Here is a 26,078-nt window from a genome sequence, read left to right as displayed (position 1 = left end):
ATGGACAGTTTGATCGAAGACATCATCGCCCGGGAAATTCTCGATTCACGCGGCAATCCCACGGTAGAAGTGGAAGTGTATCTCAGCAATGGGCAGTACGCCCGTGCCGCCGTCCCTTCCGGGGCTTCCACCGGCAGCAAGGAAGCCGTGGAGCTGCGCGATGGCGACAACCATCGCTTTGGCGGCAAAGGCGTACTTCAGGTGGTAAAAAATATTGAAGAAATCATCGCCCCTGACCTGCAGGATCTGGATGTGCGCGACCAAAAAGCCATCGATGCAACCATGATCGGTCTGGATGGCACCGACAACAAGGCCAAGCTGGGCGCCAATGCCTTGCTGGGGGTTTCCATGGCCTGTGCCCGCGCGGCTGCCGATTATTGTGACCTGCCCCTCTATGCCTACCTGGGTGGACCGGGCGCCACCCGCTTGCCCGTCCCCTGTTTCAATGTTCTCAATGGTGGTGTGCACGCCCACTGGCAAGGTGCCGACTTCCAGGAATGCATGCTGGCGCCCTACGGCGCCGCCAGCTTCCGCGAAGCCCTGCGCTGGGGGGCCGAAATCTATCACGCCCTGCAGAGCGTCCTTCTGGAAAAGCACCTCTCGGTAGGCGTCGGGGATGAGGGCGGCTTTGCCCCCGCAGTAAAATCCAACCATGAATCCTACGATCTGCTGGTAGACGCTATCCGCCGTGCTGGTTTTGAGCCGGGCAGGGACTGTGGCATTGCCATTGACCCGGCCTCCTCGGAGTTTTTCAAGGAGGGCAAGTATCAGTTACGCACCGAAAATCGCGCTCTGAGCAGCGCGGAAATGGTCGATTACTACGCCGAAATCGTCGCCAATTATCCCGTAGTCCTGCTGGAAGATGGCCTGGCCGAAGACGACTGGGAGAGCTGGAAGCTGCTCAATGAAAAACTTGGTGGCAGCATCGAACTGGTAGGTGACGATATTTTCTGCACCAACCCTAAAATCATCGCCAAGGCCATCGAAGACAACATTGCCAACGCTACCCTCATCAAGCTGAATCAAATCGGTACGGTCAGTGAGACCATCGCCGCCACCCGCATGGCCCAGTTCCACGGCTGGGGAGCCTTCGTCTCCCATCGCTCCGGCGAAACCACTGACGACTTCATTGCCGACCTCACCGTGGCCCTGGATACCGGCCATCTGAAATCGGGAGCGCCGGCGCGGGGCGAGCGCGTGGCCAAGTACAATCAGTTGTTGCGCATTGAAGAAGAACTGGGCACGGCAGCCACTTATGCCGGCAAGCAGGCTTTTGTGCGCGGGGTACGTTTCTAGGAGATCGATCATGGTGACATCACCGCTTGACCCGCAGCAGGCCCCATCGGGAGCAAAACCGACTGCGGAACCCATTGCAGGCCTGAGCAGTGAGGAAGCCAAACGGCGACTGGCCCAGTACGGGCCCAACGCCGTGGTCGAGGAGAAGCCGCAGAACTGGCGGCTTTTCCTGCACAAATTCTGGGCGCCGGTCCCCTGGATGCTGGAAGCCACCTTCATCCTGGAACTGCTGCTGGCCAAATGGCCCGAAGCCCTCATCATCGGGCTACTTTTACTTTTCAATGGGATACTAGGCTTTACCCAGGAACGCAAAGCGCAGAACGCCCTTGCCTTGCTGCGTGAACGCTTGCGCATACAAGCCCGGGTCTGTCGGGACGGCCACTGGCAGACCCTGCCCGCCGCTCAGCTGGTCCCCGGTGATCTGGTGCATATCCGGGTCGGGGATATCGTCCCTGCCGACTTGCGGCTCACGGATGGCAATGTCCTGGTCGATCAATCAGCTTTGACCGGGGAATCCATGCCCGTGGATTGCACGGCTGGCAGCCCTTTGTATTCCGCTTCCATCATTCGTCGCGGCGAGGCCAGTGGCGAGGTAACGGCGACCGGGGCCAAAAGCTATTTCGGCAAGACCGCCGAACTGGTGCGCAACGCCGGTGCCAAAAGCCACCTGGAAGAGCTCGTGCTCAGTATTGTCCGTTATCTGGTGGCCATGGATGTGGTTCTGGTGGTGGCCATTCTGGCTTATGCCATGATCGCCAACATCCCTATTGCCGAGATTCTGCCCTTTGCCCTGATTCTGCTGGTCGCTTCCGTCCCAGTGGCCCTGCCCGCCACTTTCACCCTGGCTACAGCCGTTGCTTCTCTGCGTCTGGTCCATCGCGGCGTGCTGGTCACCCGTCTTGCGGCCATTGAAGAAGCGGCGGCCATGAATGATTTGTGCAGCGATAAGACTGGCACCCTGACCCAGAATGCCCTCAGCCTGGGCACTGTCCTGCCCTGGCCGCAGATCTCTGGCGATGACCTGCTGGGCATGGCGGCTCTTGCCAGCGACAGCTCCACCCAGGATCCCATCGATCTGGCCATTTTACAGGAAGCCCAGAAACGTCAGACCCGGCTGCCCGGCCGAGAACAGTTCGTGCCCTTTGATCCTGCGACCAAACGTTCCGAGGGTACTTTCAACCGGGACGGAGCTTCCTGGCGGGCCCTGAAGGGTAGCCCCCAGATCATTGCCCAACTCTGCGGCAATACCGATTGGGAAAAGAGCACCACGGAACTCGCCCAAACCGGCGCCCGGGTACTGGCCGTGGCTGCCGGACCCGAGGGCAAACCGGCTTTTCTCGGCCTGCTGGCCCTCTCCGATCCCCTGCGTCCTGACGCTGCGGAGGTGATCCAGAAATTGCAAAATCTGGGAGTCCGGGTCCGCATGGTGACCGGTGACAGCCTGGAAACCGCCCAAACCGTCGCCCAGGCCCTGCACATCGACGGCCAGATCTGTGGACGAGAGCATATTACCGGGGACTGCGGGGTTTATGCCGGGGTCTTTCCCGCCGATAAATTTCACCTGGTACAGGCCCTGCAGAAAAAGGGACGCATCGTCGGCATGACCGGCGATGGCGTCAATGATGCGCCGGCCCTCAAGCAAGCAGAAATGGGGGTTGCCGTCGAAAGCGCCACCGATGTGGCCAAGGCTGCGGCCAGCATCGTCCTCACCACCCCCGGCCTGCAAGGAGTACTAGATGCGGTGCTCACCGGCCGCCGGGTTTATCAACGCATGCTCACCTATACCCTGAACAAGATCGTCAAGGTTTTTCAGGTGGCGCTTTTTTTGAGTCTGGGTTTTTTGCTCTTTCGCAGTTTCGTGGTCACCCCGTTACTGGTACTGCTGCTGCTTTTTGCCAACGACTTCGTGACCATGTCCCTGGCCGAGGACAACGTCCGGCCCTCCTCCCAACCCGATCGCTGGGCCATCCGCACCCTGGTCTTTTCCTCCCTGGCCATTGCCATCGCCTGGCTGGTCTACATATTCGCCGTCTATGCCGTGGGCCGCCTCCTGCATCTGGCCATGGCAGAGACCCAAACCCTGGATTTTCTCGGGCTGGTGTTTTCCGGCCTTGCCAATGTCTTTTTGGTGCGGGAGCGGGAACATCTCTGGGCCTCCCGACCCGGCACTTTTCTGGGCGTTGCCAGCCTGGTGGACATCCTGATTGTCAGCGCTCTGGCCATCGGCGGCTGGCTCATGACGCCCATCCCCTGGATTTTTGTACTTTGTCTGTTAGGAGCTACCGTGCTCTATACCCTGCTGCTGGATCAGATCAAGGTCCCGTTGTTGCGGCGACTGACCCGGGTTTAAAATTCTGCACTCTACACAGAGGATGCGCATGAGCGAAGCACAACACCGTTTTCGACTTCAGGTCGTCGATGTTCACGGCGAAATTTATAATGATCTGGCGACTTTTGTGGTGGTCCCGGGAGAGCTGGGGGAATTGGGAATCCTGTTTGGGCATGCTCCCCTGATCAGCATTCTGCGGGCCGGAGAATTACGCATCACGCCCATCAAGGCTCCCCCGGAAATTCTGTTTATTGAGGGAGGATTGGTTGAGGTGCAACCGGGAATCGTCACGGTCCTGGCCCACAAAGGGATACGCGTGTCGGATATTGATCCCAAGCTGAGTCAGAACCGGATCAGCGCTGCAGAACGCGTACTGAATGCGAGCCAGGGAACAGACATGGATTTTGCCGCTGCAGAACTGGAGTTGCAGCAGGAATTGGCCAAGCTCAAAGCATTCCAGCGTTATCAGCTGGCGCTACAAGGGGGCCAACAGCAGAAATACGCCTGGGAACGACCACCTCTGGAAGATATTCCTGAAATCAACGTGCAAGCGCTTGAGGACTGAATGCAGGACGGCACACGGTTAAGAACCCCAAATCCCGCGATTACGAAGCTGCAAATACAGACAAAATGCTGATCTGAAAGCCTTTCTGGTAGAACGATCTGGAGAAAGAAGTTCACCCAGAAGGTGGGGTTGCAGGAGAAACCGATGAATAAGATGGCACAAAGCATGTTTCCATTCCAGTTGGCGCAATGGATTTCCCTGATCCGGTCGAAGCCATCAAGTTCCGAATGGAGCAGCAGGGCCTTACCGTTGAAGACCTTGTTCCGGTCATTGGTCGCAAGAATCGGGTCTATGAAATCTTGGCTCGGAAACGGCCACTGACACTCCGAATGATTGAAGGGCTGCACGAGACATTTGCGATTCCGGCCGAAAGCCTGTTGAAGCACTGCGCTCAGCGTAGCGGTCACGCGGCGTAGTGCTGAAGAGAGTTAGCGGCCAGCCTCGCGCTCAACCCGAGCGACCACCCGCTGCGCTGTCGGGTTCCCACCGCACGTCGCGCTCCAGCGGCGGGTTAGCTTGAAAGTTATTTTTCTTGACCGCAGCTAATAACAGGTGCTATTGATAGTACCAAATCGTTGACCAGGTAATCACTATGCAAGTGAAATTTTCTGAGGATGTCATTCCTATATCAGACCTGAAGATCAATCCCGGAAAGGTGGTTGGTCGAGCGCAAAATACGCATCGCCCCATCCTGCTCACCAGCCGTGGCCGCGGCATAGCTGTTGTTCAGGGGCTTGAGGATTTTGAGAGAACTGCAGAGGAATTGCGGTTTGTAAAGGCGGTGGCAAAGGGGCTTATGGATGTTCGCGAGGGCAACACCGTATTGTTGGAGGACGCCAGGAAAATGTTGGGTATCCAGTAAATGGAATTGCGCATCGCACAGTCTGCTCTTGAGGACTTACAGGGTATTCAGGCGTATTACAAAGAGCAGGATGTGCCACATATCGGTGATGATTTCGTGACTGCTATACTGAAGCACTGTGAAATGCTTCAAATCCACCCTGATGCTGGCCGAGTTGTTCCTGAATTCAAGATGGATCATGTTCGCGAATTGATTCACGTGCCGTTTCGAGTGGTCTATCTCAGACAGGCTAAAGAGCTTGTGCTCATACGCGTCTGGCGAAGTGAGAGGCAGCTCGAATTGCCGGCAAACGAAACATAACCCCCCCGGTGTCACATTCTCAGGGCACCTCCCTTGATGAGTTGCATGAGCATCTTCAGGAGCTTGTCTCCATGCTCCTTGAGGATGCTGAGCCGGTGCTGGAAGCGGAAACGGCCGCTGCGTCAAAGCCTGCGCCATTTGCAAATCTAGTTAATCGGGTCATAATATTCTCAACTAGTTTTATAACACGGTAGCTATCCGCTCACCCGCAGGGAAGAGGTGCAATGAATAAACGACGGATTCTGGTGATTCTGATCATCGTACTCATTGCCGCCGGTATCGCAGCGTATTTCTTCCTCCGTCCTCAACAACAAAGCAATACCCTTACTCTCTATGGCAATGTGGACATCCGCACCGTGCATCTGGCCTTCGATGCCAGCGGGCGGATTGCCCGACTTCTGGTCCAGGAGGGCGACGCTGTGCAGAAGGGTCAGCTTCTGGGCGAACTGGATCGGCAGCGTTTCCTGGACACGGTCCGCCGGGACCAGGCCTTGGTCGATGCCCAGCAGCAGGTCGTCAACAAGCTCCATGCCGGTACCCGGCCCGAGGAGATTGCCGAGGCCAGAGCCGCTCTGGCCGCTGCCACAGCCACCCTGCACAATGCCCACCTGGTCTGGCAGCGCCAGCAGAAGCTGGGCGCGGAACAATATGTGTCCAAACAGAATGTGGATGACGCCCAGGCTGCCCTGAGTCGGGCCGAAGCCCTGCAGAATCAGGCCCGTCAAGCTTTACAGCTGGCCCTGCGGGGTCCCCGCAAGGAAGACATCGCCGCTGCCGAGAGTACTCTGGCGGCCGACCGGGCGGCTCTGGCCCTGGCCCAACGCAATCTGGTGGACAGCCGTTTGCTGGCCCCTGATGCCGGGGTGGTGCAGGACCGGATTCTGGAAGTGGGAGACATGACCTCGCCGCAAAGTCCAGTTTTTACACTGGCTCTGAGAAACCCCATCTGGGTCCGTGCCTACCTTCCCGAGCCGCAGCTCGGTAAAGTGCGGGAGGGAATGCGGGCGGAAATCTACAGCGATTCTTTTCCCGGCAGGACCTTCCGAGGCTGGGTCGGATTCATTTCGCCCACGGCGGAGTTTTCCCCGAAAACGGTGCAGACTACGGAGCTGCGCACCCAACTGGTTTATCGGCTGCGGGTGTATGCCTGCAATCCCGAGCATCATCTCCGTCTGGGAATGCCGGTGACAGTAAAAATTCCTCTGCTCCACAACACACCCGAGACCGCCAATACTCAGCCTTGCCAGGACTGAGAACAGATGGAATTTCCGCTTCGCTTCAATCAGGTCAGCAAGAGCTTTCCCCAGGGAAAGCAGCGAATACAGGCGCTGACGCAACTGGATCTGTGCATCCAGCCAGGAAGCGTCACCGGCCTGCTGGGACCCGATGGCGCGGGCAAGAGCACCCTCCTGCGCCTCGCAGCCGGTTTGCTGCTTCCCGATTCAGGCCAGATTCAGATCCTCGGCCACGCCAGCGCCGCGCAGCAACTCGACCTGGATATAGGCTATATGCCCCAACGCTTCGGTCTTTATGAAGAACTGACGGTACAGGAAAATCTCGATCTCTATGCCGACCTGCAGAGGCTTGACCTCGGCATACGCCAGCAACGCCAGGAAGAGCTACTGAGCAAGACCGCCCTCGGACCCTTCCGGGATCGCCGCGCCGGAAATCTCTCCGGGGGGATGAAACAAAAGCTGGGCCTGGCCTGTGCCCTGCTCCGGGCGCCGCGACTCCTGCTGCTGGATGAGCCCACGGTGGGGGTTGATCCCATTGCCCGTCGGGAGCTCTGGAGCATCATCGAGGACCTGAAAAAAGACGCCGTGACGGTGCTCATGAGTACGGCCTATTTTGACGAGGCGGAGCGTTGTGATGACATCGTACTCCTGCACCAGGGCCGTCTCCTGGGACAGCAAACACCAGCGGATTTTGCCCGGCCTTTGGCCGGACGCTGCTATCTGGTCCCAACGGCGGAGCGACGGCGCGATTCTGCAAAGCTTCTGCAAGACCCGGGTATCCTCGATGCCCGCATTGTCCGGGACGGGATGCGGGTTCTGATGGCTGACTCCGCTCCCTCCCGGCCAGATCGGGAAGGCTGGCAGATGGTCGCCCCCGCCTTCGAGGACGCCTTTGTCAGCCTGCTCGGGACAATGGAGCAGCGCCATGGGCAGGCCGCTTTCGCGGCCCCCGGCACAGCAACCGGGACACCGGAAAACGTGGTGGAAGTCCATGAGCTCCGGCGTTTTTTCGGGCACTTCGAGGCCGTCAAGGGAATCAGTTTCGAGGTCCGCAAAGGAGAGATTTTCGGCCTTCTGGGAGCCAATGGAGCCGGTAAAAGCACCACCTTCCGGATGCTCTGCGGACTCCTGGCGGCGTCATCAGGCACCCTGCGGGTAGCCGGTGTGGACATGCGCAAGGCTTCCTCCGCTGCCCGGGCGCGCATCGGCTATGTTTCCCAGCGCTTTTCTCTGTATGGCAACCTGAGTTGCGGCCAGAATCTGCAATTTTTTGCCAGCGCCTATGGCCTGGGCGGCAAAGCCCGGCGTGATCGACTGGAGTGGGCCAAAGAGACACTGCAACTGCGCGAGTATCTGCCCATCAATGTGACCGACCTGCCGCTGGGCATCAAACAACGCCTTGCCCTGGCCTGCGCCCTCCTGCATAACCCGCCCATTCTCTTTCTCGACGAACCTACCTCGGGAGTGGATCCCCTGGCCCGTCGGGAATTCTGGCAGATGATCAATCAACTGGCGGCACAGGGGGTGACCATTCTCATCACCACCCATTTCATGGACGAAGCCGAGTACTGCGATAAACTGCTCCTCATGTCCCAGGGTGCCGTGCTGGCCCAGGGAACACCGGCAGAAATCCGGAACCAGGCGTCCAGCAGTGAATCTGGAACGGCGAGCAATATGGAAGAGGCTTTCATTCGGCTCATCGAGGTGCAGGAACAACAACTGCGCAGGGCGTCATGAAACGACCCGACACTGGAAATCAGCACCCATGAATCGTCAACGCCTGGCGGGCCTGATCCGCAAGGAATTTCTGCAAATCCGCCGGGACCCGTCGGCCATTGCCATCGCCTTTCTGCTGCCGGTGGTACTGCTCTTCCTCTTCGGCTACGGTGTTTCTCTCAATGCCGAGCATGTCCCCATTGGGGTGGTGGTGGAGCAACCCAGCCCACAAAGCAGCAGCTTCGTCGCCGGGCTGCAGCAATCCCGGTATTTTCAGCCGCGTTTTTATAGCAGCATCCAGGGTGCCCGCAAAGCCATGATGCAGCGCCAGGTGGATGGCATCCTCTGGCTGCGCGGCCCCTTCACCCGGACCCTGCTGCGTGGCGATACAGCCCAGGTCGGAGTCTTCGTCAATGGTGTCGATGCCAACAATGCCCGCCTGGTAGAAGGCTATTTGCAGGGGGTCTGGCAGAACTGGCTGGAACAGCGGGCCAAGGCTTCAGGTACTCGACTGCTCGTGCCCATCCAGCCCGAAGCGCGCATCTGGTTCAACCCCTCTCTGCGCAGTCGGGATTACCTGGTGCCCGGCCTCATCGCCGTGATCATGACCCTCATCGGTGCCCTGCTCACCGCCCTGGTGGTGGCCCGGGAATGGGAGCGCGGCACCATGGAAGCTCTCATGGCCAGCCCCGTCAGCATGGGCGAGATCCTGCTCGGCAAACTGATCCCCTATTTCGTTCTGGGCATGGGCGGCATGCTCTTTTCGGTGGCCCTGGCCATCGGACTTTTTGCCGTGCCGCTGCAGGGCAATTTCTTCGTTCTTTTGTTTTTCTCCGCCCTTTTTCTGCTGGCGGCCCTGGGCATGGGGCTACTCATTTCCAGCGTGGCCCGCAATCAGTTCGTGGCCGGACAGGTAGCCATCATCGTTACTTTTCTACCGGCCTTCATTCTCTCGGGTTTCATTTTCGACATACAGTCCATGCCCGCGCCCATCGCCTTCATGACCCATATCATTCCGGCCCGCTATTTCGTCACTATCCTGCAGACGATATTTCTGGCCGGCGACATCTGGCCTCTCTTTCTGGGTAATGGCATGGCCTTGCTGCTCATGGCGCTGTTCTTTCTGGGTCTGACCTGGAAACGCTCACGCAAGAGGCTGGATTGATGTTTGCCCGCATTCTCGCCCTGGTCATCAAGGAATTCCTGGCATTGCTACGGGACAAGAGCAGTCGCGCGGTACTCATCGGACCCCCGCTCATTCAGCTCCTGGTCTTTGGTTATGGAGCCACCTTCGACCTCAACCATATCCCCTATGCCGTTTACAATCAGGACAGCGGCTTTGCTTCCCAGGAATTATTGGGGCGTTTTCAGGGTTCTTCCGCCTTTCGACAGACGGCCATCATCCACAATGAAAACCAGCTGGCGACGGTGATCAATACCCAGAAAGCCCTGCTGGTCCTCCACATTGGCCCCCAGTTCACCCGCGATCTGCTCCAGCACCGGCCAGCTCCCATCCAGATCATCATCGACGGACGCAACTCCAATACCGCCACCCTGGCCCTGAATGATGTCAACAGTGTACTCCTGGCCTTCGACCGAAACTGGGCGGATCGTTATCACTGGGGCAAACCCCCGGCACAACTGGACATACGCGCCTGGTTCAATCCCAATCTGCTGTCCCGCTGGTTCATCGTCCCCGGTATCGTCGCCCTCCTGACCCTGGTGGTGACACTGCTGGTAACGGGCCTCTCCGTAGCTCGGGAACGGGAACAGGGGACTTTCGATCAACTCCTGGTCACTCCGCTGACACCCACCGAAATCCTCATCGGCAAGGCTATTCCCGGCTTTGTTATTGGCGGGATGGAGGCCGCCTTCATCGCTCTGGTGGCAGTATTCTGGTTCGGTGTACCCCTGATCGGCAGCCTGCTGGCCCTGGGGCTGGGGCTCATGCTCTTTCTTTTTGCAGCCATTGGCATTGGGCTGATGATTTCCTCGCTGGCCGTGACCCAGCAGCAAGGTCTGCTGGGGGTCTTCCTCTTTCTCGTGCCGGCCATCATCCTCTCAGGCTTCGCAACACCCATCGCCAACATGCCGAGCCCGGTTCAGGATCTGACCTATCTCAATCCAATGCGCTATTTCCTGGTGATTCTGCGCGGGGTGTTTCTGGAAGGTGATGGCCTCGGGACTCTCTGGACCCAGTACTGGCCTCTAGCCATCATCGGTCTGACCAGCATGCTGGCCGCCTCCTGGTTATTCCGGCACCGCCTCGCTTAGCCCCTCCACCTGCTCAGGGACGCAATACCCGCTGGTATTCCGCCGGCAACGGACTTTCCTGTTGTGCCTGTTGCTGACCATGGGCCACAAACAGATTAATCACCTGTCCATGTGCCTGAATCAAAGTCACCACATTGGGATCCGTGCTGCGCTCTTCAATCATCACCCCGTCGGGGAGCAGACTGACTTCCATTTCGACCTTATCATGTTGGGCAAAGAGCTCGGCAAAAGCAGGATCCCAGAAGCGCAGACCAAAATTTTCGTGCAAGCGCTGCTTCATGGCAGGTACATGATCATGCAGCAAGGCGACCACTTCAGGATCATCTGAACGGGTGCGGGCGCGAATACCATCGGGGCGCAATTCCAGGTCACGCTGAATATGCTCATGCAAACTCAGCAGCCGATGAAAAACCGCCTGATCGTGTTGATGACGGGCGGCCCTGTCAGGATCATGCCTGCCCCCATACCCTCCAGCGCGTTGTATCTTCCCGGGAAAAGTATTCATATTTCGTGCTCCATATACTCAGTCAAGGGAACCGCAGAGGCGATTGGCCGGAACGGCTGTGTCGATCATTTTCGGAGCTGGCAAATCCAGAGCTGCCATGATGGCCATAAACTCTTCCCGGGATTTTCCGGCAAGGCGCGGGTTGTTGCGTATCTCTTCGCCCACACAACTCACCCAGCGACCACGATAATCATGACCGGGGTACACCAGGGTTTCCTCCGGCAGGGTAAACAGTTTTGATGTAATACTGTCATACAGGGTGCCGGCATCGCCGCCTTGAAAGTCCGTGCGACCACAACCACCGATCAGCAGGGCATCACCGGTAAACACCCGGTCGTTCCAGCGAAAACTCAAGGATTCCGGCGTATGTCCAGGCGTACTGAGGACCCGGATGACATCATCCCCCAGCACCAGAAAATCTCCATCCACCACGCTCATATCCGCGCAATCGGCCTGGGCGAGCTCACTTAAAACCACTTTTGCGCCGGTTTTTTCCCGTAATTGACGGGCCGCGCTGATGTGATCAGCATGCAAGTGGGTTTCGAGAATATGGGTCAGTTGCAAATCTTCGGCATGGAGGATCTGTAGAATCTGGTCGCAATTATCTGCCACGGCATCAATAACCACCGCGTCGCGCCAAGTACTGTCCGCAAGAATATAGGTATAGGTGCTGCTGGCTTCATGAAAAATTTGTCGAAAAAGCATGGCATTTCTCCCTGGCCGATGGGCCCTCAGAAACTTTTCGAGCAAAAGTATCCTGCAGGTTCAGAGAAGGCGCATTGAGAAAAATCAATTTTGACTGATTTAGTCGGGTTTATGATCTGGCTATTTGCCGGCCAATTCCGCCAGGGATTGGGGTGCCAGAATTTCCAGATGACCGCGCTGCTCCTGAATAAAGGCGTGGCGTTTGAAATCCGCCATAATCCGGCTGACATGCTCCGTGGAAAGCCCCAGAAAAGCCGCCAGATCAGGGCGCGACAGGGGAAAAGGCAGATGCCGCAACTGCGGATAGTGCTCCGCCCATTGCAGCAAAAAAGTCGCCAGGCGGGCTTCGGCCCGTTTGGCGCCTAATTCCATGATATGATCTTCACTGCTTTGCAAGGCTTGCTGCCATCGCTGCCGAATCGCCTCCTGGACCTTGGGAAGACGCTCTGACAATCTCTGCAGTTCAGCCAGATCGAGCCTGCACAGCTGACTGGGCGCAAGGACTATGGCAGCATGGCGATGCTGCGCTTCCTGCATCCCTTCAAAACCCAGCAGATCGCCGCGATGCAGTAAACGAATGATCACTTCCTGCCCGTTTTCCAGGGATTTGACCAGTTTCACCGCACCCGTCCGCAAGGTATAGGCATGACGGGCAGAATCTCCCATCCGATATAGAACATCGCCCTGATGACAGGCTATATCCTGCACCTCCATACCCAGGCTGCGCAGTTCTTCGGTATTCAGCCCGGCAAAAATACTCCGGTCGCGCATAGCACATTGCAGACAGTCTGAGTGTTTATGCTGCAATGGACTTTACCGGAAAAAAATCATTCCGGTGACCAGTATTGAGGATAAGCCCCTTTCTGTCCGGACTTTTTGCCAATACCTACAGCGGCTGTACCCGCTTCACCCTTACCGGCTTGTGGTCCTACCAGCACCCGGTACAAGTGATTGACAGGCAAGGTGCCCACACAAGCCTTCACCCCCGCTTGATCCACTTGCTGGCGCAGATTTTCCGCCATACCGGCTTTTCCAAAAGCCCCCAACTGTACGTACCACCCCGCCTGCCGGCAGGCATGCGCCACTTCTTTTACCGGCTTGACCAGAGCGGGTACAGTGGCAGACTGCATCTTAGCAGCCACAACACGGCGCAGCGATGAATGGGTAGCCGCTGTAATGATGACCGATTTGGCTGCAGCCACAGGCGTAACGGCTTCGTTGCCGGCACTTGCAGCAGAGGCAGATGCGGCCGCACTTTGCGGTAAGGTCAGAAACACACTGCTGGCACTGGAAGCATGAGCCTCTATTTGCGCCGAAGAAGACATAGAGCGGGTCTCCCAGAAAAAAGACAGCAGCAGCAAAACCGCCAGGATTATGATGATAAGCAGCAAAAAACCCAGGCGTTGCTGCTTGCTCGGGGTGCGCGGAAAATTGCCGCTAGTCGTATCTGAATCAGCCATGCGTTTAGTTCTGCGGGACACCCGCACTCCATGAATCAGCAATGTAAAGTGCCATCATACTATAATGTTGCCCGCTTCAAGCCTAGACCCATCACAGATACCAAGCGGGGCCATCTGCGAGCTACCGATGATGGTTTATATCAACCACAGTGGTGGATATGAACCAGACAAAAAGGTTGTTTTAACCCACCAACCGCACAGACCACCATCACATAATAATATAATGTCATGTTTTTATAAGCATTGAATCCGAGCGGTTTACTCGGGAACAAAAACTGCATTCCAGGTGCCCAGCATCACCTAAAAACAACCGTTACGAGGGAATTATCATGATTATTGAAGACACACTACCTGTGCTTCTCAGTCGCCTCGACTTTGCCTTTATCACCTCCATGCATATTCTCTGGACTCCGGTGACCATTGGCATGTCCTGGCTGCTTTTCTTTCTGGAAGTTGCCTGGCTGAAAACCGGTAATGAACACTGGTATCGCCTGCAACGCTTTTTTGAAAAACTGTTTATCGTCAATTTCGGAGCCGGCGTCGCTACGGGCGTGACCATGGAAATGGCCTTTGGCATTCTTTATGGTCCCTTCTCCCAGGCCGTGGGTCCATTTTTCGGGAACATTCTCGGCTTTGAAACCATCACCGCATTCATGTATGAAGCGGGTTTCATCGGCCTGATGATTTTCGGCTGGGGTAAAATCGGCAAAGGCATGCATGCTTTTGCGACCTTTAACGTCGCCCTCTCTTCCAGCCTCTCGGCCATGTGGATTCTCGTCGCCAATGGCTGGATGCAGTCTCCGACCGGCATCGTCCTGAAAAACGGCCTGTTTCAGGTGACCAACTGGTGGACGGCAATATTCAATCCGAACTTCAACATTGGCTTTCCCCATATGTGGATCGCCACGGTCGAGTTATCCCTGTTTTTCTTTGCCGCTGTCAGTGCCTGGTTCATTCTGAAAAATCGCCATGCCGACCTTTTTACCAAACTGTTGAAGCCGACCCTGTTGGCACTCATCATCATTACGCCCCTGCAGATTTTTATCGGCGATGAACTGGGTCGGGAAGTCGCCCATGATCAACCCACTTCCCTGGCGGCCATGGAAGGACATTTCCATACTTATCTCCCGGATGGCAAACCCAATACCAACTGGAATCTGATTGCCATCCCCGATGTTTCTGCCGGCAAAAACCTGTTCAGCATACAAATTCCCCATGTATTGAGTCTTCTGGAAACCCATACCTGGGATGGGGTCGTCACCGGCATGGATCATTTCGCTCCCAATGATCGGCCCAATGTCTGGGTGCCTTTCTATGCCTTCCGCGTCATGGTGGCCATCGGCTTTTTCCTCTTTTTGATGGCGCTTTGGGGTAACTGGCTGCGCTTGCGCGGGAAACTGACAGCAGAACACCTGCGGAAAAACCCGCTTTTCCTGCGACTCCTGGTATTCAGTGGTTTCCTGCCTTATCTGGCGGTCTGGACCGGCTGGTGGACCCGGGAAATCGGACGGCAGCCCTGGGTGGTGTACAACCTGATGCGCACCTGGCAGGGCGTCAGCCACATGGGTGTCACAGCCGAATCCTTCTGGCTCATTGGTTACATCATTTTCGAATTCATGGTTTGGGGTGGGGCCTGGTATTTCTTCACCCGGGTCATCCAAAAAGGTCCAGATATGAACAGTCCCGTCATCGGTTCATCGGATCAGGATGCCCACTCTTCCGGTGGTGGCATGGCCAAACCGGCTTTTGCCAAACCCACGATGAACAAGCAGCACTGAGGAGCGTAATCATGAATGAAATATTTCGCATACACAGCACATTGGGTACTTTCTGGTGGATTCTGCTGGGCGTATTCTTTGTCATTTATATTGTGCTCGACGGGGCTGATCTGGGCGCAGGCGTATTTTCCCTGCTCCTCAACAACGAGAATGATCGGGCAGCAGTCATGTCCTCCATGGCCGGCACTTGGGATGCCAATGAAACCTGGCTGGTAGTTGCGGGCGGCGTCATTTTTGGGGCCTTTCCTCTGGTTTACGGGGCCACTTTCAATTACCTCATGATTCCGTTGATGTTTGCGCTCTGGGGTATCATTTCCCGGGCCGTGGCCTTTGAGTTTCACGTCCATGCCAAAAGTAGCCGCAAATTCTGGGGCTTCATGTTTGGCTTTGGCAGTCTCATTGCCGCCTTGTTTGCAGGGATCGCCCTGGGGGCCACCCTGCTGGGTTTTTCCATGGCGACCGGCAACGCTCAGGGTATCCAGGTGGCCAACGATCCCTTTGTGAATACGGTGCCGCATTTTTCCGGAAATGCCTTGAGCTTCCTCTCGGCTTTCAGCGTCTGGACTGGCATTGCTGCACTGATTGCTGGCGGACTGGCGGGAACCCTGTATTTATGTGCCCGCTTTGAACAGAATGATCCGATCTATCTGAAGGCTCATAAAGCCGCCACCCTGTTCTCTTTTCTGGCACTGGCGGCGGTGGTCATTACCCTGATCTGGTCATATGCCATCATGCCCGATGCCGCCAAATGGACCGGCAGTGGCTGGTTCGGCTGGTTGATTCTGCTGATTGCCATTTTGATATCTGCTTACAAGATGATGACCAATCATGCCGGACACCGCGATTTTTCTGCTTTGCTCTGGTGTGGTGCCATTGTGGTCTTCATGTGGGGCGGAATGTGGGCAACCAATTTCCCCTACATCATCCCTCAGACCTGGACCATCAGCGCTGGAGCCAATCCTGCCAATGATCTGGCCATTCTGACCCTGTTCATGACCGGATTCGTGCCGGTGATGATTACCTATAACATCTACCAAATCTGGGTGTTCCGCAAACGCATCACCCATCTTGCAGGGTACGAAAGTCATTAAACCGCTTACCTGGTGATGATCCATTGGAGGGCCGTTTGGCCCTCTTTTTTTGTGCTTTCACATAATCACATGGAAATGTTCTATAATCTCCATACCGACTTAAGCTGGTGTTTGTCCGGCCTTGCAAGGCCTTTATCGACTCAGAAAATCATGAAGGGGTTTTGAAATGACAAAAAAAGACCATACAATCAAATCAGAGGAAAGTTCAGCTGCCGACAACAAACATGCGGAGAAGGCCCATTACAAGGCCGAATTGCACAACCTCCAGATTGAATTGGTCAAGTTACAAAGAGACATCATTCACAAAAATGAAAAAATTCTGGTCATTCTGGAGGGGCGGGATTCCGCGGGCAAGGACGGTTCCATCAAAAGAGTGATCGAACACCTCAGTCCCAGGGAAACCCGGGTGGTGGCCCTGAACAAACCCTCGGACAGAGAACAGAGCCAGTGGTATTTTCAGCGCTATATCGAACATCTGCCCTCAGCGGCGGAAATAGTCTTTTTCAACCGGAGTTGGTATAACCGTGCTGGTGTCGAAAAAGTCATGGGCTTTTGTAGTGACGATCAATATGAAGAGTTTTTTGCCGAAGTGAACGACTTTGAAGGCATGCTGGTACGCTCGGGCATTCATCTTTTCAAGTTTTATCTGGATATTTCCCGTGACGAGCAAAAGCGTCGTCTCGAATCGCGCAAGGATGATCCACTTAAACAATGGAAAACCAGCCCTATTGACGAAAAAGCGGTAAAACATTGGCAGGATTATAGTGCAGCCCGCAATATCATGTTTGCCCGTAGTCATTCTCCTTTCGCACCCTGGATGGTGATCAACGCCAATGACAAAAAAACAGCGCGCCTGCAGCTTATCAAGGGCATATTGAGCCGGCTCAGCTATGCGGACAAGGACGAGACGGGCGTTTTGCCTGATTCATCGATTATTTTTGAGTACAATCCTCTTTATCTGGAAAACGGTATGATCCAAGCCTGAGCGGACATCACCCAACAATTCTGTTCAACCCTTGTTTACTATGGAGGAAATTTATGTCTACCCTGGATTTACAAACTGCCCTGACCCGTGCCCTGGCCATTAAAAACGAGGATCCTCTGGATGCAGCCACTATGGCCGCTGCCGAGCAACTCAGCGGCAAGACGGGATTATCCCTGGATGCCGCAGTGGGTGTCCTGGGCAATGAACAGATGATTGGATTTATCGGTTTTCTGAATGACAGCATGAGCTGCGATCAGCTTTCCGCACTCTGCGATGCAGAAAGCTATGATGCGGAACAGGCACGAGAATGGGAACTCACCCGTCCACAATATCAACTGGCCCATGAAATCGCCATACTCAGTCACCGGGTCGAAAAAGCGCGGAATCAAACGTCCTGACGCTGACAGGCCGATGCAGCGCTATCGCTACGGTGTCGCGAAAAACCCGCAAATCGTAGCGATCTTCTATAATTACTGGTGAAGCTGTAAAGCCGGAAACAGGCGCATTCCTCTGAGATTCACCGGATATATGATGAAAGGAGATACCCGCATGTCTGCAACACGCCGCCCGCCTTTGGGCATTCCCAACGACAGCGCCAAGCGCTGGACAGAAAATTATCAATTGGCGACCCAGGAAAGTGGTCGCCTTTTTCTGATGGCCGGTGACCAGAAAGTCGAACACCTCAATGATGACTTTGTGGGCGCCGGAGTAGCCGCTGATGACGCGGATCCGGAGCACCTTTTTCGTATTGCCAATGCTGCGCCCGTAGGTTGTTTTGCAGCGCAGATGGGGCTGATCAGTCATTATGGCCGGGACTATCCTGAAATCCCCTATCTGCTGAAACTCAACAGCAAAACTCATCTGCTGAAAACGGCAGAACAGGATCCGCTCAGCAGCCAGTGGCAGAGCATGTCTCAGGTGCAGGATTTTGTGCGTCACTCCGGCCTGAAGGTGGTGGGTGTCGGCTATACCATTTATCCCGGCTCAGCCTATGAAGCGCAAATGTTAAGTGAAGCCGCGCGCCTGATTCAGGATGCTCACAACATGGGGCTTCTGGCCGTCATCTGGGCATATCCACGCGGCAAAGCGGTCGGCAAGCGCGAGCAGGATCCCCACATGATAGCGGGTGCCGCCGGTCTGGTAGCTTGTCTGGGGGCTGACTTCGCCAAAGTGAATCCGCCGCTGGATGATCAGGGCAACATGGACGCATACCTCCTCGGCGAGGCTGTTGCGGCGGCAGGACGTACCCAGGTCATTTGTGCTGGCGGCTCGGAAACGGACGCAAAATCCTTCCTGCAGCGCCTGCATGAGCAGATCCATCTGGGTGGCACCCAAGGCTGTGCCACCGGTCGCAATGTCCACCAGCGCAGCCAGACTGATGCCATCGCTTTTTGTCGGGCCATCCATGCCATGGTCGTCCATAATCAGGATGTTGAAGAAGCCGTCAAATACCTCGTCCCTTCATGACCATTCACCTGTTCGACATGGAGCAATTTTATCCCTTATGCACCGGAGGAAGCTGTGACCATCGCCCCCTGCTATTTACTTCCGCAACTCCCTGAATCCCTCAGTGGTCTGGCTGATCTGGCCCTGGATTTACGCTGGTCTTGGAGTCACGCGGCTGATACGCTTTGGGCCGAAATCGCGCCGGAACTTTGGGAGCAAACCCGCAATCCCTGGCTGATCTTGCAAAACATCAGTGGGCAAACCTTGCAGGATCTGGCCCATAATTCCGCATTTATTGCCAAGCTCCAGGCATTCACCGCCCTGCATCAAGAACAACTCACGCAAAGCAGCTGGTTTGCCGAAAACCATCGGCAGGCATCGTTTACGCAGGTTGCCTATTTCAGTATGGAATTCGGCCTTTCCGAGGCGCTCCCCATCTACTCTGGAGGACTGGGAATTCTCGCTGGTGACTGCCTGAAAACGGCCAGCGATCTGGGTATTCCCATGTGGGGTATCGGGTTACTTTGGCAACAGGGATATTTTCGTCAGACTCTGGATGAAAACAGCCGCCAACAGGAATTTTATCCCTATAATGACCCGACCCAGATGCCCGTCACTCCCGTTCGCGACAGTGAAGGAGAGTGGTTGCGCCTGCAGCTCCCTTTCCCCGGCCGCAAGGTCATATTGCGCGCCTGGCAAGCCCAGGTCGGACGGGTGACCTTGTATCTGCTCGACAGCAATGATCCCCTGAACACTCCCGCAGACCGGGGTATTACTGCCGAACTGTATGGGGGCGGGCTGGAAACGCGCCTGCAGCAGGAGATCTGTCTCGGCATCGGTGGTTGGATGTTATTACGACGCCTGGGGATTCAACCGGAAATCTGTCATCTTAATGAGGGTCATGCCGCTTTTGCCATTCTGGCGCGGGCATATAGCCACATGCAGGATCATGGCAGCCTCTTTGATTGTGCGCTGAATGCCACCCGAGCCGGAAACATTTTCACGACCCACACTCCAGTTGCGGCTGGTTTTGACCGTTTCCCGGCGGAGCTGATGAACCGTTATGTCGGCGGAGCACCAGAAGCTTTTGGCATTGATGCAGAAAATATTCTCGCCCTGGGCCGGGAAAATCCTGAAGATATCCATGCGCCTTTCAACATGGCGTGGCTGGCCATTCGCGGTAGCATTATCGTCAATGGCGTCAGCCGCCTGCACGGTGCCGTCAGCCGCCACCTGTTTCAACCGCTTTTCCCGCGCTGGCCCGAAGCAGAAGTTCCGGTTACCCATGTGACCAATGGTGTGCACATGCCTTCATGGGATTCTGCCGAAGCCGATGCCTTGTGGACTGATTGTTGCGGGAAAAAGCGCTGGCTGGGCGACTTGCAAAATCTCGAAGCCGAATTTCGCAAAACGCCGGATCAAATCATTTGGGAATTGCGCAGCAGCGGCCGGCAACAGGTCATTCACTTTGCCCGCCAACGCCTGCAGCAGCAACTGGCCCAGGCCCACGCTCCCCAGGAAGAACAGGAGCGTGCCGCTCTGGCTCTGGATCCCAATGCCCTGACCATCGGCTTTGCCCGGCGCTTTACCGCCTATAAGCGGCCTAATCTGCTGCTCAGCAATCCGGAAAGACTCAGACGGTTACTGACCAACCCCCATTATCCCGTGCAAATACTGATTGCTGGCAAAGCCCATCCCCGGGATGAAGTGGGGAAAGGCATGATCCAGGAATGGAACCAGTTTATCCAGCAGCACCCGGAACTGGCCAGTCACATCGTGTTTATTGCGGATTATGACATGCTGGTTGCGGAACACCTGGTCCAGGGAGTAGACCTGTGGATCAACACCCCGCGTCGTCCCTGGGAGGCCAGCGGTACCAGCGGTATGAAGGTGCTGGTCAATGGCGGACTGAATCTGTCGGAACTGGATGGCTGGTGGGCGGAAGCTTACTGCCCTGAAACAGGATGGGCGATTGGGGATCGAGCAGAGCATGATGATGACCTCCAGTGGGACGCTCAGGAGGCAGAAGCGGTCTATCAATTGCTGGAACAGGATATTGTGCCGCTTTTTTACCATGATCGTGATGCCAGCGGTTGCCCGCAAGGCTGGGTACAAAAAATTCGTGAAAGCATGAGTCGCCTGACCCCGCTCTTCAGCAGCAACCGGATGCTCCGGGAGTATGTCTCTAACCTTTACGAACCCGCCGCACGCCTGCTTGCCGCGCGCAGTGAAAAAAACCGTATTGAAGCCATTTGTCAATGGCAGAAAAACATCCGCCAGCATTGGCCGCTGTTGCGCTTTGGCGATTTACATATACACACAGAAAATAATCGTCATTATTTCCAGGTTCATGTGTACCTGGATGATCTGGATTGTGAGGCCATCGCTGTTGAGCTGTTTGCGAACGACGATACCACAGCCCTATGGAAATCATTCCCATGCAGCGCAGTGAGGCGCTCAGGGGGGCCATCAACAGCTACAATTATACGGTTGATATGCCGGCAGACCGGCCTGCAGATGACTATACCCCGCGTATCATTCCCTATCATGCGCACTGCCTGGTCCCCACGGAAAGTGCTGAAATACTGTGGTATCGATAAAAGGACAAGACATTGAACGGACAAATTCCAAATCTGCAAAACATCATCGAAACCGAAAAGAAAATGTTCGGAAAGCATTTATTGCCTGTAGCCATCTTACTCATTCTGATTGGCATTTTTGGCATTATGAGCCCTATTATCCTTTCTGCAGTCACCGACGGAATTATTGCCGCTGTATTGATCCTGTCGGGGGCCACCTGGATTTGGCATAGCCTGCAAATGCGTCAGCATCAGCTCTCGGACTGGCTGAAGCCACTTTTGCTGTTCATAACCGGCGGGATCATGATCGCCATGCCCAACGCCGGCATTGCCGCCATTGGTCTGATGTTTGTCTTGTATTTCATTGTGGATGCCTACCGTAATTTCACCCAGTCCAAGGTCTATCCGGGACACAGCCGGGGCTGGTCCATTTTCAGCGGCATGGTGGACGTGCTCATTGCCCTGCTCTTCGTGGTCACCTGGCCGCGTGGTTCCCTGGTCCTGGTCGGGATTTTCGTGGGTGTCAATCTGATATTTGACGGAATTATTTTACTGATGCTGCGCAATATGAAACCCGATTAAAACCGATTCCATACTCAAATAAAAAAGTAAGATTATATTTATTTATGAAAATAATGAGACCAGAAATAGCCCTGTGCACAGCAAGCTTCCCAGCCGTTTCTGAGATCTCTCTGCAAGCTCCGCCATAATGGACGGGTTTTGTCGTGTTCTGCAGACCACCCACGTTCCTGTATGATGGATGGCAGCTTCTCATTAATCGATACCAGATCGGGATTCAACACCAAGAGCCGCAGTCCATGCAACCAGTATTGATCCATCATTTTGTCTACGGCATCCAGAATTTTTTCAGTATGTTCCAAAAGAATTTGGGCGGCCTCTGGACGAATAAGATATGCTGCGGTCCCCTGAGGTTGGCGAATGTAACGCATCAAACATAATTCCTTATCCACACGGCGATATAATCTGCCACGCCGATCCCATCGCTCACTCATCAGCCGTAAAATATCCCAATCACTTATGGTATCCATAACTAGTGCCATTTTTTGGACAAATTGGGGATGTAATGTCACATCATCCTCAAGAATACACCAGGCCAAATCATCAGATTGTGCACATTGCTGCCAGAGTTTTCTATGACTAAGAAAACAGCCGACTTCACCGGGTGTCATATTATAACCAAAATGTTTTTTTCGATACGATTGATCATAGAAATCAGGATACTCAGCAAGATCCTGAAAAGAATATGCATCAAATAGATTAATTTGCAAACCTAGTCGCTGGCTTTCCGCAATGATATGTAATCGCCGCTCAGAGTGAGTAGCTATAGAAATCACATGAATAGGTGGAATATAATTTCCATTTGCGATAGTTTCAGCATCTGCAAAGCGTTCGCTGTTATCAGTCTTAGCCATAAAATAATCTTTTAATAAAGCTGCCACGACGTTTCCAATGGTAATCACTTTCTGCATCCAGCTCTTCAAGAACACCTTGATAGCGTTTGTATTCTTCATAGCGCAAAGCAAAAAGTTCCCATAAATTGGCGTCATCCTCCCTATTCATGGCCATTAATATATGATATATTTCATCTGTAACAGGTAATACCTGCTTAGATAATCCGGATTCTCTTGGCGGCTCTGAATGGTGTTTTAGAGATTGACTAAGAAAATTCTCAACATAAATTTCAAGCTTTTTATTATCTACGACAAGAGCTAGCATTTCAGCCATCTTATTCACGTTAATTATTGGATCCTGAAGCAAACCATCGTAAGAAATGAAAACATGTGGATATTTTCTGATCAGTGACAAAAATGGTAATACGTAAGCTCCCCACATTAATTGTCCGCGCACCCGCGAAATCCCGTTACGCTTATGCAGAGATTCTGCTACAGCGTAAGGGTGACGCAAAGCAACGACAAACCTTAGTCCAATGTCAGCCTGTTTTGCAGCTTGCAACCAATATGGTAGTACCCGTAATGTTCTCGGATCTTTAAAACCCCAATTGGGGTATTGCTTTATACGGCTTTCAAGCAATTTTTTTGCACGATCCACATAAACATTTAATGGGCCTTCTATAAATAGTGAATCCGGCAGTATCCTCACATCATTCCAAGCAACGTCCGCAAACTCGAGAATCTCCTTGTTTATTTCAAGAACGTCTTTATCCTCCCAATACCCCTTTGGATTATCATCACCCGGTGCAATCAGCGCATTCCCCATTTGTAAACCAAGACACTCAAGCCCTCTAGCAATAGCGCTGGTTCCACTGCGGTGCATACCGATAACGCAGACGATACTTTTTTGAGATTGATGACTATCTGAATTATGTACTGATATATTACCAATCATATAAAAACCTTTCATTTATTTATTAAAGCTTTATTACATAAATCAATAATGAATCTTCATCCGGAAGCGAGTCCCACTCACCTAAAATGTATTATAAGACTTAAGGCGTATCCATGATAAGACTCATTAGCCTGAAGAATTGTTAAGAAGTATGAACAAATCTTGATTCATGACACTGCGCAAATCCCGCAATATTTAACAATGTATTAATATGATTTTATTTTTTTATAGCCACCTGAAGAGTATTTATGATAATCTTAGTATGTTTTATAACCTCAAAGGAAAAGACCATGTTAATGAATATTATTGTTTTTTTGATTGTCGGCGGTATTGCCGGGTGGCTGGCCGGATTGATCATCAAGGGGCGCGGCTTCGGTATTGTTGGCGACATCATCGTCGGTATCATCGGGGCTTTCATCGGTGGCTTCATTCTGACTGCCGTTGGCCTGGCCGGGCTGATTGGTGCAGGCATCATTGGCGCCATTGTCGTAGCCTTGATCGGCGCGATCATTCTTCTGTTGATTATCAAGCTCATTAAAAAATTATAAGCGTTTCCATTCATGAACAACCTGATCATTCTGGCGGGGCTGGTCATTCTCGGCTCAGCCAGCCAGTGGCTGGCATGGCGGGTTAAACTACCCGCCATTTTATTTCTTTTAGGTATTGGTATTCTGGTGGGCCCGATCCTTGGCTGGGTTCACCCGGATCAGTTATTTGGACCACTGCTTTTTCCCGGTATCTCCCTGGCCGTAGCGGTAATCCTTTTTGAGGGGGCGCTGAATCTGCGCTTGCAGGAACTGGGTGGACTGGGTTCCGTTATCCGCAGAATGGTCAGCCTGGGTACTCTCAGCAGTTGGTTGATCCTGGCTGCAGCGACACACTGGATAGCCGGATTCAACTGGTCCATGGCCATATTATTTGGTGCGGTAGTGGTGGTATCAGGACCCACCGTCATCGGGCCGGTACTCCGAGCCGCGCGACCCAACGCGCGTATCAGCAATGTACTCAAATGGGAAAGCATCCTGATTGACCCCATTGGCGCACTCCTGGCCGTGCTGGTTTTTGAGGCGGTCATCGCCCACCATGGTTCCACTGTACTCAGTACTGCTGTAGTCGTGTTCCTGAAGATGCTGGGTGCAGGACTCCTGTTAGGCATCATCGCTGGACAAATTCTGGGATGGCTACTGCGGCAGCGGGCCATACCTGATTATCTGCATGGCGTGGTCGCTCTGGGAAGCGTTTTTATTATTTTTGCCGGTGCCAACCAGATCGCCCATGAATCGGGACTGCTCGCCGTCACCCTGATGGGCATCTGGCTGGCTAACATGCGTGATGTCCCTCTGGAAAACATCTTGAATTTTAAGGAAAGCCTTTCCATTCTGCTGATTTCCATTTTATTTATTCTCCTTGCCGCCCGTCTGGATCTGAAGGCGCTGGAACAAGTCATTGTTTCCGGGGTGTTGTTGATGCTGGTCATTCAACTCATCGCCCAACCCGTCAAGGTCTTGCTGGCTTATGATGGAAAAGAACTCAACTGGAAAGAGCGCTTCATGACCGGGTGGATTGCGCCCAGAGGCATTGTCGCGGCAGCTGGGGCTCCCGTCTATGCCGCCCAACTGGAAGCGCTGAACTATCCGAAAGCCCATTTGTTCGTCCCCCTGACCTTTGCGCTCATTATTGTAACCGTCCTCCTCGCTAGTTTTACCGCCCGTCCCATAGCCAGACTATTGGGTGTCTCTGAAAAAGATCCCCATGGTATCCTGATTGTCGGAGCCAATGCTTTTGCCATTGCGGTTGCCGACAAACTCAAAGATTGGGGATTTCGGCCGTTATTGATTGATGATGAATATCGCCAGATTCAGACAGCGCGCATGGCCGGTCTGGATACTTTTCTGGGTAGCCCGGTCTCTGAGGCGGCAGATCGACAACTGGATCTGGTAGGCTTTGGGTATCTGCTGGCTCTCTCGACGGATGCTGCACGCAATCTGATCGCCTCTTTGCGCTATGATCCGGAATTCGGGCACCGCGCCGTTTTTACCCTCGCGGATGGCAGCAGCCAAAAAACCAGCGCGCGCAACCGGACGGCAAGACAACACCGCCGCCGGCATCTTTTTAATGATGCTGCCACCGCCAGCATGCTGCTGGACAAAATGGAAAAAGGATGGAACATAAAGGTAACCGGGCTCACCGAACAGTTTGACTGGGCACAATATCAGCAGCAATTTCCGCAAGGCTATATCGTATTATTCATTCTGACCAAAAATGGAAAACTGATGATTATCAATAGTGATGACGCCTTCTTGGAGCCGGGTGCCGAAGATCAGGTGATGGCTTTGGTCGCCCCGGAAAATCAAACTCCCCACACAGATGTCCCATAAATCCGATCTACCAGACTCTCCCTGCCTGGGATTTTGTACCACCGCACTGGGTGATGAGGTCTGCAAGTCTTGTGGCCGGACTTTTGCAGAAGTTTGTCAGTGGATTACCATGACCCCTGAACAAAAAGCAGTAACCTGGCAACGCATTCGCCAAAATGGCTGGTGGGATCAGCAACGTAAAGCCAAGGGATTGTGACCCCACCAAAC

Annotated in this window: 25 protein-coding genes; 19 read left to right on the top strand and 6 right to left on the bottom strand. The window is 54.1% G+C overall.

Annotated elements, in window-relative coordinates; translation table 11 throughout:
* The 9 genes from eno (at position 1) to AC2VLR_RS05035 (ending at position 10,577) form a co-directional block, all read left to right on the top strand.
* A complete protein-coding gene (eno, locus tag AC2VLR_RS05075) occupies positions 1-1,296 on the top strand; it encodes a phosphopyruvate hydratase (RefSeq protein WP_486881140.1) in 1,296 nt (431 codons plus the stop codon).
* Positions 1,297-1,306: 10 nt separating this feature from the next.
* Positions 1,307-3,646, top strand: a complete 2,340-nt coding sequence (locus AC2VLR_RS05070; RefSeq protein ID WP_486881139.1) for a plasma-membrane proton-efflux P-type ATPase — start codon at positions 1,307-1,309, stop codon at positions 3,644-3,646.
* Between the two features lie 28 nt (positions 3,647-3,674).
* Positions 3,675-4,190, top strand: a complete 516-nt coding sequence (atpC, locus tag AC2VLR_RS05065; RefSeq protein ID WP_486881138.1) for an ATP synthase F1 subunit epsilon — start codon at positions 3,675-3,677, stop codon at positions 4,188-4,190.
* A gap of 592 nt (positions 4,191-4,782) precedes the next feature.
* Entirely contained in the window at positions 4,783-5,052 is a 270-nt protein-coding gene (locus tag AC2VLR_RS05060; RefSeq protein WP_486881137.1) for a type II toxin-antitoxin system Phd/YefM family antitoxin, read from the top strand.
* Complete coding sequence (locus tag AC2VLR_RS05055; protein ID WP_486881136.1) at positions 5,053-5,352, top strand: type II toxin-antitoxin system RelE/ParE family toxin; 300 nt, start codon at positions 5,053-5,055, stop codon at positions 5,350-5,352.
* Positions 5,353-5,576: 224 nt separating this feature from the next.
* On the top strand, positions 5,577-6,605 hold the full coding sequence (locus tag AC2VLR_RS05050; RefSeq protein ID WP_486881135.1) for an HlyD family secretion protein: 1,029 nt from the start codon (positions 5,577-5,579) through the stop codon (positions 6,603-6,605).
* A gap of 6 nt (positions 6,606-6,611) precedes the next feature.
* Positions 6,612-8,324: an ATP-binding cassette domain-containing protein gene (locus AC2VLR_RS05045; protein ID WP_486881134.1), complete on the top strand. Its 1,713-nt coding sequence runs from the start codon at positions 6,612-6,614 to the stop codon at positions 8,322-8,324.
* Positions 8,325-8,352: 28 nt separating this feature from the next.
* A complete protein-coding gene (locus AC2VLR_RS05040) occupies positions 8,353-9,468 on the top strand; it encodes an ABC transporter permease (protein ID WP_486881133.1) in 1,116 nt (371 codons plus the stop codon).
* Positions 9,468-10,577 carry an ABC transporter permease gene (locus tag AC2VLR_RS05035; RefSeq protein ID WP_486881132.1) on the top strand — a complete coding sequence of 370 codons (1,110 nt, stop codon included), beginning with the start codon at positions 9,468-9,470 and terminating at the stop codon, positions 10,575-10,577. The genes AC2VLR_RS05040 and AC2VLR_RS05035 overlap by 1 nt, the downstream gene beginning before the upstream one ends.
* 13 nt (positions 10,578-10,590) lie before the next feature.
* Here the strand turns inward: AC2VLR_RS05035 and AC2VLR_RS05030 are convergent, their stop codons facing one another.
* The 4 genes from AC2VLR_RS05030 to AC2VLR_RS05015 all read right to left on the bottom strand — a co-directional run bounded on the left by AC2VLR_RS05030 (position 10,591) and on the right by AC2VLR_RS05015 (position 13,247).
* Positions 10,591-11,082, bottom strand: coding sequence for a hypothetical protein (locus tag AC2VLR_RS05030; RefSeq protein WP_486881131.1), 492 nt, complete (start codon positions 11,080-11,082; stop codon positions 10,591-10,593).
* Positions 11,083-11,100: 18 nt separating this feature from the next.
* Positions 11,101-11,787, bottom strand: a complete 687-nt coding sequence (locus tag AC2VLR_RS05025; RefSeq protein ID WP_486881130.1) for an MBL fold metallo-hydrolase — start codon at positions 11,785-11,787, stop codon at positions 11,101-11,103.
* Positions 11,788-11,907: 120 nt separating this feature from the next.
* Positions 11,908-12,558, bottom strand: coding sequence for a Crp/Fnr family transcriptional regulator (locus tag AC2VLR_RS05020; RefSeq protein ID WP_486881129.1), 651 nt, complete (start codon positions 12,556-12,558; stop codon positions 11,908-11,910).
* A 56-nt stretch (positions 12,559-12,614) separates the two neighbouring features.
* Entirely contained in the window at positions 12,615-13,247 is a 633-nt protein-coding gene (locus tag AC2VLR_RS05015) for an SPOR domain-containing protein (protein ID WP_486881128.1), read from the bottom strand.
* A gap of 329 nt (positions 13,248-13,576) precedes the next feature.
* Here AC2VLR_RS05015 and AC2VLR_RS05010 point away from each other — a divergent pair, with 329 nt between their 5' ends.
* From AC2VLR_RS05010 to AC2VLR_RS04980, 7 genes are all read left to right on the top strand, one after another.
* Positions 13,577-15,025, top strand: a complete 1,449-nt coding sequence (locus tag AC2VLR_RS05010) for a cytochrome ubiquinol oxidase subunit I (protein WP_486881127.1) — start codon at positions 13,577-13,579, stop codon at positions 15,023-15,025.
* A gap of 11 nt (positions 15,026-15,036) precedes the next feature.
* Positions 15,037-16,116: a cytochrome d ubiquinol oxidase subunit II gene (locus AC2VLR_RS05005; RefSeq protein ID WP_486881126.1), complete on the top strand. Its 1,080-nt coding sequence runs from the start codon at positions 15,037-15,039 to the stop codon at positions 16,114-16,116.
* 166 nt (positions 16,117-16,282) lie between these two features.
* On the top strand, positions 16,283-17,101 hold the full coding sequence (ppk2, locus tag AC2VLR_RS05000; protein WP_486881125.1) for a polyphosphate kinase 2: 819 nt from the start codon (positions 16,283-16,285) through the stop codon (positions 17,099-17,101).
* 53 nt (positions 17,102-17,154) lie between these two features.
* A complete protein-coding gene (locus AC2VLR_RS04995) occupies positions 17,155-17,499 on the top strand; it encodes a hypothetical protein (RefSeq protein WP_486881124.1) in 345 nt (114 codons plus the stop codon).
* 151 nt (positions 17,500-17,650) lie between these two features.
* On the top strand, positions 17,651-18,568 hold the full coding sequence (locus AC2VLR_RS04990) for an aldolase (RefSeq protein ID WP_486881123.1): 918 nt from the start codon (positions 17,651-17,653) through the stop codon (positions 18,566-18,568).
* A 54-nt stretch (positions 18,569-18,622) separates the two neighbouring features.
* Positions 18,623-21,163, top strand: a complete 2,541-nt coding sequence (gene glgP, locus AC2VLR_RS04985) for an alpha-glucan family phosphorylase (protein ID WP_486881122.1) — start codon at positions 18,623-18,625, stop codon at positions 21,161-21,163.
* Positions 21,160-21,708 carry an HdeD family acid-resistance protein gene (locus AC2VLR_RS04980; protein ID WP_486881121.1) on the top strand — a complete coding sequence of 183 codons (549 nt, stop codon included), beginning with the start codon at positions 21,160-21,162 and terminating at the stop codon, positions 21,706-21,708. The genes glgP and AC2VLR_RS04980 overlap by 4 nt, the downstream gene beginning before the upstream one ends.
* 38 nt (positions 21,709-21,746) lie before the next feature.
* On the opposite strand, the gene AC2VLR_RS04975 is transcribed toward AC2VLR_RS04980, so the two are convergent.
* On the bottom strand, positions 21,747-22,586 hold the full coding sequence (locus tag AC2VLR_RS04975) for a glycosyltransferase family 25 protein (RefSeq protein ID WP_486881120.1): 840 nt from the start codon (positions 22,584-22,586) through the stop codon (positions 21,747-21,749).
* On the bottom strand, positions 22,552-23,493 hold the full coding sequence (locus AC2VLR_RS04970) for a sulfotransferase family protein (protein WP_486881119.1): 942 nt from the start codon (positions 23,491-23,493) through the stop codon (positions 22,552-22,554). Before AC2VLR_RS04970 ends, AC2VLR_RS04975 begins: the two co-directional genes overlap by 35 nt.
* A 290-nt stretch (positions 23,494-23,783) precedes the next feature.
* Between AC2VLR_RS04970 and AC2VLR_RS04965 the strand changes: the two genes are divergently transcribed.
* Genes AC2VLR_RS04965 through AC2VLR_RS04955 form a run of 3 tightly spaced genes read left to right on the top strand, consistent with a single transcriptional unit; the run spans position 23,784 to position 26,067 of the window.
* Positions 23,784-24,041 carry a GlsB/YeaQ/YmgE family stress response membrane protein gene (locus AC2VLR_RS04965; protein ID WP_303646325.1) on the top strand — a complete coding sequence of 86 codons (258 nt, stop codon included), beginning with the start codon at positions 23,784-23,786 and terminating at the stop codon, positions 24,039-24,041.
* Positions 24,042-24,053: 12 nt separating this feature from the next.
* Entirely contained in the window at positions 24,054-25,871 is a 1,818-nt protein-coding gene (locus tag AC2VLR_RS04960; protein WP_486881118.1) for a cation:proton antiporter, read from the top strand.
* Positions 25,861-26,067 carry a DUF1289 domain-containing protein gene (locus AC2VLR_RS04955; RefSeq protein ID WP_486881117.1) on the top strand — a complete coding sequence of 69 codons (207 nt, stop codon included), beginning with the start codon at positions 25,861-25,863 and terminating at the stop codon, positions 26,065-26,067. The genes AC2VLR_RS04960 and AC2VLR_RS04955 overlap by 11 nt, the downstream gene beginning before the upstream one ends.
* Positions 26,068-26,078 lie beyond the last annotated feature (11 nt).

This window comes from Acidithiobacillus sp. TH-A117 (assembly GCF_057473465.1).
The sequence above is the reverse complement of the archived record's forward strand: the minus strand, read 5'-3'. Positions and strand labels throughout refer to the sequence as shown.